Raw genomic sequence first — 9926 nt, 5'->3', positions numbered from 1 at the left:
CGATGGTCGAGACGAGCACCGGTCCCGAGGACGGATTCGGCGCGCAGAGCCGACAGGTTCGCGCGTTCTTCAACTCCGTCTTGGAGTCCTACGAGCGGATGCCGATACCCATGCGGCGGTACGCGCTGACGGTGCTCGCCCCCGCGGGCGTCTTCTTCCTCGTCAGCCTCGCCGGCGCCATCGTGCTTCCGTTCCCGGTGCTCGTCCGCATCCCCATCTTCCTCCTCGGCGCGCTCATCGTCGCGGGCGCGGTGCTGTACCCGCGTCTGCTCGTCGAGGAGCAGCGCCGCGGACTGGAGAACCAACTGCACCTCCTCATCACGCACATGACCGTGCTCTCGACGACGAACATCGACCGCGTCTCCGTGTTCCGCCAACTGGGGCGGGAGGAGGAGTACGGCGAACTCGCCATCGAGATGCGACGCATCACCCAACTCGTCGACACGTGGAACCAGTCGCTCGACGACGCCTGCGAGCGTCGCGCCCGGCAAGTGCCCTCGAAACCGCTCGCGGACTTTCTCGACAGGCTGGCGTACTCGCTCAGCGCCGGGCAGGACATCGACGACTTCCTCCTCGGCGAGCAGAACGCGATGGTCCAAAAGTACATCACCGTCTACGAGAGCGCGCTGGGCAACCTCGAAGTGATGAAGGACCTCTACCTCTCGATGATTCTCTCGATGACGTTCGCCATCATCAACGCCATCGTCCTCCCCATCCTCACGGGGACGGACGCGACGATGACCATCGGCGCCGTCATCATCCTCTTCGTCTTCGTCCAACTCGGCTTCTACTACGTCATCAAAACGATGTCGCCGTACGACCCGCTGTGGTACGTCCAGAGCGAGTATCGGACGAAGGCCGACCGGCAGATAGACATCGCGCTGTACGGCGCCGTCGCGCTGTCGTTCGTCCTCGTCTGCGTCCTGGCTCTCGGGACGGTCGGCATCGGGCCCCTCGGTCGGGCCGTGCGAGGCGTTATGCTGGACACGCCCGTCCCCCTCCTCATCGCCGCGCCGTTGACGCCGCTGGCCATCCCGGGCATCATCGCCCGACGGCACGAGAACCGCATCAAAGAACGCGACGAGGAGTACCCGGGATTCATCCGCGCGCTGGGCGCCTCCGAGAGCGCGAAGCAGAGCACGACGACGGCCGTGCTGAAGACCCTCCGAACGAAGGATTTCGGCGTCCTCTCGCAGGAGATAGACCGGCTGTACGTCCGGCTCAACATGCGTATCGGACCGACCCGGTCGTGGTTCTACTTCACCGCCGAATCCAGCTCCTATCTCATCCAGAAGTTCAGCGAGATGTACAACATCGGCCGGCAGATGGGCGGGCGGCCGAAGCAACTCGGCGAACTCATCTCGCGGAACATGAACGAGATAATCAAGCTCCGCCGCCAGCGCGAACAGTCGACGGTCACCCTCATCGGCGTCCTCTACGGCATCACCGCCTCCGCGTCGTTCGCCTTCTTCATCGGTCTCGAAGTCGTCGAAATCCTCGCCTCCTTCTCGACGAAGATGAACCTCGGCCAGATGCAGTTCGGTCAACTCATCTACGCCGGGGTCTACGACATCCCGTTCATCGAGTTCCTGTTGGCGCTCATCATCCTGTTCAACGCCCTCCTGTCGTCGCTGATGATCCGGATGGTCGACGGCGGGCACAAGGCGAACGCCTACCTCCACTTCGTAGTGCTCGTGTGGATCGGGTGCGCGAGCGCCGTGCTGACCTCCTCGCTCGCGGGAGCACTGATAAGCGTATGACGGACCAGCCTCACTCACCGACGGACGTATCGACGCTCGAACCACCGGGCGGAACCGAAGGCGGCCGCGAGAGCGAACTCCGGACCGACGGGGGGACTGCCTCCCCCGGGAACGACGACCTGCTCGAAGCCTACCGACAGCAGAAAGAAGAACCCGCGGAGAGCGAGGAGGTCGACGACGCGCAGAGTCGAACGGAGCTCCGCCGCTCGAAGAACGGCGAGTCCATCGTCGTCGACTTCGTGGCGAACTTCGTCGCCGGCGGCGACGCGACGTTCGAACCGGTGAAGGGGCGCGTCCTGATGAGCGAACGGCGACTCATCCTCGCCACCTCGCAGGCGAAGACGGTCGTTCCCATCACCTCCATCTTCGACATCGCGGTCGGGCAGGTCCCGCCGGAGGTCGAAGAGTTCTTCGACTACACCATCATGGTCGGGTACATCGTCGGCAACCGCCGGCGGACGACCGTCATCGGCGGCGACCGCGACACCATCGAGAAGTTCTCGCTGCTCTTGTTCCGCGCGACGCTGAACGGGTCGACGACGCTCGTGAAACACCCCGCGAAGGTGGGCGGCCGCGTGATGGACACGCCGAAGCGAAAGACCGGACTCCACCTCGACTACGAGTCGGTGGTGTTCCCCGGCAACGACGTCCTCGGCGAGGGCGACGACCCGTTCGAGATAGACCTCGCGTCGGTCATCTTCTTCGAGGTCATAGAGCGGACGATAGACGACGAGAACCGACTCGTGCTCTCGGTGCAGCACTTCGAGAACGGCCAGACCGTTACCTCCGAGATATCTATGGGGTCGCGCCGGAAGATGAACATCCTCGGGCGCTACCTCCGTCTCATCTACCACTGGATCAAAAGCGACGTGCGCGACGTGGAACTCGAAGAGGAGACGCTGGAGGTGCTCGTCGGCCTCTACTCCACCGGCTCGGAGATAGACCTCGCCTCCCTGCTGGACCTCGAAGAGAGCGAACTCGGAGTCCGCCTCGCCGAACTGTTCGACGACAACCTCATCACCGACGGGGAGTTGCCCTGCGACCTCACGCCGCAGGGCCGATTAGTGGTCAACGAAGAGATAGAGGGCGTCAACGTCTGAGCGTCTCGCGAGGAGCGGACTTCGCTCTTCGACGTTCCGACTACAGCCCGGACGGACCGGTCGCAGATCGTCGCGATTACCCTCCGGCGGAAGTGCGAGCAGCGACATCGGCGTCTTTCCACTCACCGACGCCGGCCGGGTCGAGGTGGATGCGAGCGTCCGAAACCGGTTCGACGCCGCGGACGCGTTCGCGGAGTTCTGATTCGATGTCGTGGGCCTCGACCACGGTCAGGTCCCGGTCCACTTCGGCGTGGAACTCCACCTCGATGACGTGGCCGGAGTAGTAGGCTACGAAATCGTGAACGCCGTGGACTTCGGGATGGTCGCGGACCCGGGATCCGATCACGTCCTGCTCCGACTGGGGGGTGCGCTATCCGCGAGATATTGAACGTTCTCCCGCGAGATGTCGACGAGCGCGAACAGGAGACCGACGACGAGCCAGACGCTGTACTCGGCGGTAACGCCGCTGAGGAGCGAGTGGCCGGAATCGTACAGCAGTTTAAGCCCGAAGAGGACGAGGACTCCACCGACAAAGAGCGCCGAAAGCGGCTCGAACCTGTCGTGGCCGTGCGGATGTGAGTCGCCTGCATCCTCGTGCACGGACCGGCCCACGAACAAGACGACACCGCTCGCGAGAGGGTCGGCGATGGAGTGGGCCGCGTCCGCGGTGAGTGCGAGGCTTCCGGTGAGTAGCCCGATCGACCCCTCGACGACGATCTTGAGGCCGTTCAACAGGACGTTCACCCAAGAGGTTCTGAGGACGGTTTCGCGAGTCCCCGCCATCGCGCACGAATTCGCCCCACTCCCACTTAAGAGCGCTCGTTAAGGGCGTACAATCGACTTTTTGACTGAGTCTAATTCGCGCTCGCTCACATGTTCGCGGCTTGGTCGTCGATGGCGTCCGCGGCGATAGAGCGCCCGCGGGCGTTCAACTCCACCTCGTGGCGGACGCGAACCTCGTCGAGGACGTTGTGGTCGATGAGGCGCATGAATAGCTCTTCGACGTCGTCGACGTCGATGCCGAGAAACGCCGGGATGTCGAACGGTGAGACGCCGGAGTACAGCGCCATCAACACCTGTTTGTCCTGCTTCGACAGTTCGAGCGCCGTCTCGGACTGCTCCTCGCCGATGCGGAGCAGCGACTTCAGGATGTTCACCGCTCGTTCCGGCCCCGAGACGTACGTCTGCACGCTCGTCCCGTCGTCGTAGGAGTGTTCGACTTCGATGACCTCGCGCGTCTCCTCGCGGACCGTCCGCCGACCCATCTCGATGTCGCCGATGTCGTCGAGTCTGACGTGAACGAACGACCCCTTCACGGTGGCGATGCTGACGCCCTCCTCCTCGACTTTCAGTCGCGCGCCGACCCACTCGGTGTTCTGGACGACGCCGCCCTCGACGGCCGGGTGACGGACGAGGAACTTCGTCGCGTTCAACAGCGTCCCGTACAGTTCGAGTTCGAACTCGTCGAGGTCCACGGGCGCCACGAGAACCACGTCCTCGCCGTCGTTGTACCGAACTGCGAGGTAGTCGGAGACGGTGGCGATGCGCTGGTTCACGTCGAACCGGCCGCCGAGCTGTTCGATAGTGGAGAGCTCGAACGTCCGCTTCCCGGCGGTGCCCGCCAGGATGAGCCGCTGGTTCGAGAGGAGGATGCGCCCGTTGGTCCAGTTGGCGTCGTTGAGACTCCGTCCGCCGCGTCGCACCTGCAGGAACCGGCCGTTCGTGTCTGAGACCTTTTTCTCTCCGGGTTTCATCTGTTATCTCACGGAGTCGACGACCCCGTCGCGTTCCGGTAGATTCGGAGTCGCTTTTCGACCGGCTCGAACCAATCGCGGCACGACGGCGGCACCGTCTCGGTCATCCCGATGGTGAGATAGCCGTTCGGACTGAGCGCCGAGCCGAGCGTGTCGAATATCGCCTGTTTCGCCTCGCTGTTGATGTAGATGAACAGGTTCCGGCACACCACGAGGTCGAACGTGTCCGGCGGTCGCTCCTGCACGAGGTCGTGGCGCCGGAACGACACCAGCGACTTCACGTCCTCGCTCACGCGATAGACGTCGCCGTCGCGTTCGACGTACTGGTCGTTGCCGGAGAGCGGTGCGAGTTGTCCCGCGACGTCGTTCGTCTCGGAGGCGCGGTACTCGCCCCCCCGCGCGGCGCGGAGTATCTCGGGTTTGATGTCGGTGCCGAGTATCGACACCTTGCTCGGGTCGATGCGGTCGTCGTCGTGCGCCAGCATCGCCAGCGAGTACGCCTCGCGGCCGTCCGAGCAGGCCGCGCTCCAGACGCGGACCCGGCCGCTCTCGGCGAGTTCGGCCAGCACCTCGCGGAGCGCGTCCCACACCTCCGGGTTGCGGAAGAAGCTGGTGACGTTGACGCTCAGCGAGTTCAGCAGCGCCCGCTGCTCTTCGGAGTCCTCGGTCAGAAGCGACTGGTAGGCGCCGTAGCCGTCGACGCCGCGGCGGCGCATCCGCGCGGAGATTCGACGGTCGAGGTACGCGTCGTTGTACGAACTCGTCGCGAACGACAGCGAGTCCTCGACGTAACCGAGCAGCCGTCGGAACCCGTCGTCCGAGGAGGCTTCGGGTCGAGACATCAGTCGGCCGCCTCCTCGACCTCGGCCGACTCGTCGCCGGACGGCGGCGTCCACTCGCGCAGCGCCTCCCGCCCGCCGGCCGGCAGTTCGAGCGTGCTCACGTCGAGGATGGGGATGACGTTGCCGTCGCCGATGACGGCCGTCCCGGAGAGCCCTCGGGTGCCGCCGAGCGGTCCCTGAAGCGGCGTGACGACTACCTCCTCCTGTCGGGTGACGTGGTCGCAGTGGAGCGCCACCTGTCTGTCCGACGGGCGGACGCGGACGATCATCCCGCCGTCACCCTCCTCGACGTCGATGTCGAGCGCGTCGCGGAGGCGGATGAGCGGGAACAGCGAGTCCTCGTGGAGGACCACTTCCGCGCCGTTGACCGTCTGGACCCGCTGCCGGCGGGATATCTCGTCGATGTACTTGATGGGGACGCCGAACTCCCGGTCGCCGACGCGGACGAACAGCACCTTGATGATGGCGACGGAGACGGGCAGGCGGATGGTGAACACGGACCCCTCGCCGGGCGTGCTGGTGACGCTCGCGGAGCCGTCGAGCGCCTCCACGGTGGTCTTCACCACGTCCATGCCGACGCCGCGGCCGCTGACGTCGGTTATCTCCTCGTTCGTCGAGAACCCGGGGTGGAAAATGTAGTCGTACACCTCCTCGTCGGGCATCTCGTTCAGTTCCTCGCGGGTCGCGAGGCCGTTCGAGACGGCCTTCTCGCGCACGGCGTCGGCGTCGATACCGCTCCCGTCGTCGGAGGCGGTGATGACGACCGTGTCGTGTTCGCGGTGCGCGCCGAGTTCGACCGTCCCGGTGCGCGGCTTCCCGTTGGCCTCCCGCTCGTCCGGTCGTTCGATGCCGTGGTCCACGGCGTTCCGCAGGACGTGCATCAGCGGGTCGGATATCTCGTCGAGGATGGTCCGGTCGAGTTCGATGTCCTCGCCCTCGACGGCGAACCGGACGCGCTTGTCCTGGTCGCGCGCCAAGTCGCGGACCAGACGCGGGAACTTGTCGAACACCTTCTTCAGCGGGATGAGCCGCATGTCCATCACCGTGTTCTGGAGGTTCGTGGATATCTTGTCCAGCTCGTCGAGCGTGTCGAGGCCGCTCGTCAGGTCCGCCTCACCCTCCATCGCCTGCCGGAGTTTGATGCGGCTGGTGACCAGTTGCTCGACCAGTTCGTGCAGTTCGTCCAGTTGGTCCACGTCGACGCGGACGGACTTGACCGCGGAGATGGACTGACCCTTCTCCCGCTTCTTCTCGCGGCCCGCCTTCGGACCGTCGCCCGCATTGCCCTCGTTCGCGGGCGGGTCGGGGTTCTCAGCGGCCTCGTCCGCGCCGCTCTCGGCGGTGGATGTCGGCTCTTCCGCCGCGTCCGCCTTCTCGGATTCGTCGGCTTCGGGAGCCGACTCGGTGGGGCTGGGACCCGACTCGACGCCGCCGGCTTCGTCGGGCGTCTCGGCGTCCGCGGGGTCGGATTCGGCGTCGGCCTCGTCGGCCTCCGGCCCGTCGTCGGACGCATCGCCGTCGGACGGTTCGGCGTCGCTCCCGGAACCGACCCCGGAGTAGGCGGCCTCGACAGCCGCGACGGCCTCCGCCGCCTGCGCGGGGTCGACTTCCTGGGCGGCGCGGTCGTCGTCGCTACTATCGGCGTCACCGTCGGCGTCGCCGCCGTCTTCGAACTCCATCTCCGCCGTCTCCGATTCGGGCGTCTCGACGGGCGCGGCGGCTTCGGATTCGATGTCGGTCTCGTCTTCGCTCGTCTCCGCGTCCGCGGCGGTCGCCTCGGGGTCGTAGTCGTCCGCGAGGACGGCCGACACGTCGGTCAGTTCGACGCGTTCGACCTTCCAGAGGCCGGCGAGCGTCGGACCCAGTTCCGCCTCGGGGACGTTCGCGACGAACAGCGCGAAGCCGTCGCCGAACTCGCCGTCTTCGATGCTGTCGATGTCGGGGACCGACCCGACGACGTCGATATCGTCGGGTACGCCGCCGAGAAACAGGCCGGCGTCGACGCCCTTCATCTCCCCCGCGTTCAGTTCGACGGCGGCGTGGTAGAGCAGTTCCGCGTCCGCGAGCGCCTCGCTTTCGGGATCCACCGTCTCGGCCGCGACGGCGAGCACGCCGTCTTCGGTCGGGGCGTCGTCGTCGGCCGCCGCCGACGGCCCGTCGTCCGCGGCGTCTTCCGCCCGGGCGGCGGCGCGTATCTCCTCGACGAGGTCCGTCGGATCGCTTTTCGATTCGCCGTGCGCTTCGATGTCGTGGAGAATCTCCAGAATCTCGTCCATCCCGTCGAAGACGAGGTCCATGCGGTCCGGCGTCACCTTGAGCCGGTCGTGTCGTATCTCGTCCAGCAGGTCCTCGACGGCGTGCGCCACCGTGGCGGCGTTGTCGAAGCCCATCGCGCCGAAATTGCCCTTCAGCGTGTGCGCCTGCCGGAAGATGTCGTCGATGGCCTCCGTGGCCTCGGGGTTCGACTCCAACTCCAGAAGCGAGTTGTTCAGTTGCGTGATGCTCTCTTCGGACTCCGTGATGAATGCTTGGTAAAGTTCCTCGTCCATCGTTCACTCCTCCTCCGTCAGTCCCGCCAGAATGTGCGAGGCGATGTCGTCGTCGGGGGCGACGGCGTCGACGCATCCCGTCTCGATGGCCCGCTTCGGCATTCCGAAAATCGCCGACGTCTGCTCGTCCTGTGCGACCGTGTACCCGCCCGCGGCGTGGATGCGTCCCATGCCGTCGACCCCGTCGCGCCCCATCCCGGTGAGGAGCGTTCCGACGAGGGGTCCCTCGACGGCTTCGACGGCCGAGGCCATCGTCAGGTCGATTGCGGGTTTGACGCCGTGGACCGGCTTCGTGTCCGTGAGTTTCAACGAGAGTCGCCCCGCGCGGTCGCGGTCGACCACGAGGTGCGACCCGCCGGGGGCGACGCGCGCCTCGCCGACGCCGATGCGCTCGCCGTCCGTCGCCTCCGCGACGCCGTACGCCGAGCGCGCGTCGAGTCGGTCCGCGAAGCGCTTCGTGAACCCCGCGGGCATGTGCTGGACGACCACGATTCGGAGGTTCGCCGCCGTCGGCAGGTCCGCGAGGACCCGTTCGACCACGTTCGGCCCCCCGGTCGACGCGCCGAGTATCAGCGTCGACACGTCCGGGTACGGCGACGCCGACCCCGTCCGCGGACTCGACGTCCGGGCGGTCTTCGTCCGGGCGTCGCTCTCGCGGCGACTCAGTGTCCGTCGTTCGGTGCGCGTCCCGTCCCGCCGGGGCGTCTCCCGACGACCCAGCGCCTCCGTCCGTCGCGTCGCCGAGAGGTCCACCGCCGCGGCGGACCGAACCTTCTCGACGAGTTCGCGCTTCACCCGCGGCATCGAGGAGGTGACCTCGCCGCCGGGTTTCGTCACGAAGTCGACGGCGCCCTTGTCGAGGGCCTCGAACGTCACGTGGGCGTCGTCCTCGGCGTGGGCCGAGAGCATCAACACCGGCGTCGGACACGACTCCATGATGGCCTCGACGGCCTCGATGCCGTTCATCTCGGGCATCTCGATGTCCATCGTCACCACGTCGGGGCGGTGCTCGGCGACGACGTCGACCGCCTCAGCCCCGTTTTCCGCCTCGGCGACGACGTCGATTCCCCCGTCTTCGAGGAGGGTGCGGATGAGCGTCCGCATGAATCGCGAGTCGTCGACGACGACGGCGCGCATCGTGCTCTCCGCCGTGTTCGACTCGGATGCGGCGCTCACTGCGACCCGCCCCTTCCCCCTCGTTCTCGACGCGCGCGCCCGGCGCACGGAGAACGGCACCGATGACCAGCGGGCGGTGCGCGACCGGTCGGTGACGTTCTGTTTTTCTGACCGCTCATCTCTACCCGTTCTTCCGGAGTAGGGGTCTTAAACGCTCCCCGACGATATTCACGTCTGATAATCAGGTACGTAGCTTTATGGCCGATTTGGCGCGAAAGTTCTGGTAAGCCGGTGACGCTCACCCGTCACGGGGGATTCACTATGTCGCAGGAACCACAGACCGCTGCCGTGCCCGACGCCGACGAGACCGACGACGTCCGAGAGATACAGGTACTCGAGTTCAAACTCGGCGAGGAGACGTACTGCGTCGACATCGAGTACGTCTCGGAGATCGTCGACAAAGGCTCTCTGACCGCCGTCCCGAACGCGCCCGACTACGTCGACGGCGTGATGGACCTTCGCGGTCGCACCACGTCCATCGTCAACCCGAAAGCCCTCCTGAACCTCGATACGGGCGAGGGCGAATCGAAGCGCATCATCATCTTCGACTCCAACAAGTTCGAGGACGACGCCGCCGTGGGATGGCTGGTCGACGAGGTGTACCAGGTCGTCCGCGTCGCGAGAGAGGAGATAGAGGAACCGCCCTTAGAGAAGGACGACTCCATCGAGGGCATCATCAAGCGCGACGGCGAACTCGTCATCTGGATTTCGCCGGTCGGCGCCGCCACGGCCCCCTGAGCGTGCG

9 protein-coding genes are annotated in these 9926 nt (G+C 66.0%); 3 read left to right on the top strand and 6 right to left on the bottom strand.

Annotated features, from left to right (window positions below; genetic code table 11):
* Positions 1–2: 2 nt before the first annotated feature.
* Together flaJ and C474_RS20615 are read left to right on the top strand one after the other, a co-directional pair.
* Entirely contained in the window at positions 3–1760 is a 1758-nt protein-coding gene (flaJ, locus tag C474_RS20620; protein ID WP_008390281.1) for an archaellar assembly protein FlaJ, read from the top strand.
* Entirely contained in the window at positions 1757–2860 is a 1104-nt protein-coding gene (locus C474_RS20615) for a CheF family chemotaxis protein (protein ID WP_008390280.1), read from the top strand. Before flaJ ends, C474_RS20615 begins: the two co-directional genes overlap by 4 nt.
* Before the next feature lie 76 nt (positions 2861–2936).
* On the opposite strand, the gene C474_RS23460 is transcribed toward C474_RS20615, so the two are convergent.
* The 6 genes from C474_RS23460 to cheB all read right to left on the bottom strand — a co-directional run bounded on the left by C474_RS23460 (position 2937) and on the right by cheB (position 9142).
* A complete protein-coding gene (locus C474_RS23460) occupies positions 2937–3206 on the bottom strand; it encodes a cation transporter dimerization domain-containing protein (RefSeq protein ID WP_049917227.1) in 270 nt (89 codons plus the stop codon).
* A complete protein-coding gene (locus C474_RS23455; RefSeq protein WP_049917226.1) occupies positions 3203–3643 on the bottom strand; it encodes a cation transporter in 441 nt (146 codons plus the stop codon). The genes C474_RS23460 and C474_RS23455 overlap by 4 nt, the downstream gene beginning before the upstream one ends.
* Positions 3644–3729: 86 nt before the next feature.
* The gene (locus tag C474_RS20600; protein ID WP_008390277.1) at positions 3730–4614 is read right to left on the bottom strand and encodes a CheF family chemotaxis protein; all 885 of its coding nucleotides are present in this window, start codon (positions 4612–4614) and stop codon (positions 3730–3732) included.
* A gap of 8 nt (positions 4615–4622) precedes the next feature.
* Positions 4623–5456, bottom strand: coding sequence for a CheR family methyltransferase (locus tag C474_RS20595; RefSeq protein WP_008390276.1), 834 nt, complete (start codon positions 5454–5456; stop codon positions 4623–4625).
* Complete coding sequence (locus tag C474_RS20590) at positions 5456–8005, bottom strand: chemotaxis protein CheA (protein ID WP_008390274.1); 2550 nt, start codon at positions 8003–8005, stop codon at positions 5456–5458. The genes C474_RS20595 and C474_RS20590 overlap by 1 nt, the downstream gene beginning before the upstream one ends.
* A 3-nt stretch (positions 8006–8008) precedes the next feature.
* Positions 8009–9142: a chemotaxis-specific protein-glutamate methyltransferase CheB gene (cheB, locus tag C474_RS20585; RefSeq protein ID WP_008390272.1), complete on the bottom strand. Its 1134-nt coding sequence runs from the start codon at positions 9140–9142 to the stop codon at positions 8009–8011.
* A gap of 300 nt (positions 9143–9442) precedes the next feature.
* On the opposite strand from cheB, the gene C474_RS20575 reads away from it, so the two are divergent.
* Positions 9443–9919, top strand: coding sequence for a chemotaxis protein CheW (locus C474_RS20575; protein WP_008390268.1), 477 nt, complete (start codon positions 9443–9445; stop codon positions 9917–9919).
* The last annotated feature ends 7 nt before the right edge of the window (positions 9920–9926 follow it).

It is taken from the genome of Halogeometricum pallidum JCM 14848 (assembly GCF_000337095.1).
Lineage (GTDB): Archaea > Halobacteriota > Halobacteria > Halobacteriales > Haloferacaceae > Halogeometricum > Halogeometricum pallidum.
The sequence above is the reverse complement of the archived record's forward strand: the minus strand, read 5'-3'. Positions and strand labels throughout refer to the sequence as shown.

Excerpts from the sequence above, each read along its gene's own strand:
- C474_RS20595 (WP_008390276.1), bottom strand. The coding sequence starts at position 5,456 with ATGTCTCGACCCGAAGCCTCCTCGGACGACGGGTTCCGACGGCTGCTC.
- C474_RS20600 (WP_008390277.1), bottom strand. The coding sequence starts at position 4,614 with ATGAAACCCGGAGAGAAAAAGGTCTCAGACACGAACGGCCGGTTCCTG.
- C474_RS23455 (WP_049917226.1), bottom strand. The coding sequence starts at position 3,643 with ATGGCGGGGACTCGCGAAACCGTCCTCAGAACCTCTTGGGTGAACGTC.
- C474_RS20590 (WP_008390274.1), bottom strand. The coding sequence starts at position 8,005 with ATGGACGAGGAACTTTACCAAGCATTCATCACGGAGTCCGAAGAGAGC.
- flaJ (WP_008390281.1), top strand. The coding sequence starts at position 3 with ATGGTCGAGACGAGCACCGGTCCCGAGGACGGATTCGGCGCGCAGAGC.
- C474_RS20615 (WP_008390280.1), top strand. The coding sequence starts at position 1,757 with ATGACGGACCAGCCTCACTCACCGACGGACGTATCGACGCTCGAACCA.
- C474_RS20575 (WP_008390268.1), top strand. The coding sequence starts at position 9,443 with ATGTCGCAGGAACCACAGACCGCTGCCGTGCCCGACGCCGACGAGACC.
- cheB (WP_008390272.1), bottom strand. The coding sequence starts at position 9,142 with ATGCGCGCCGTCGTCGTCGACGACTCGCGATTCATGCGGACGCTCATC.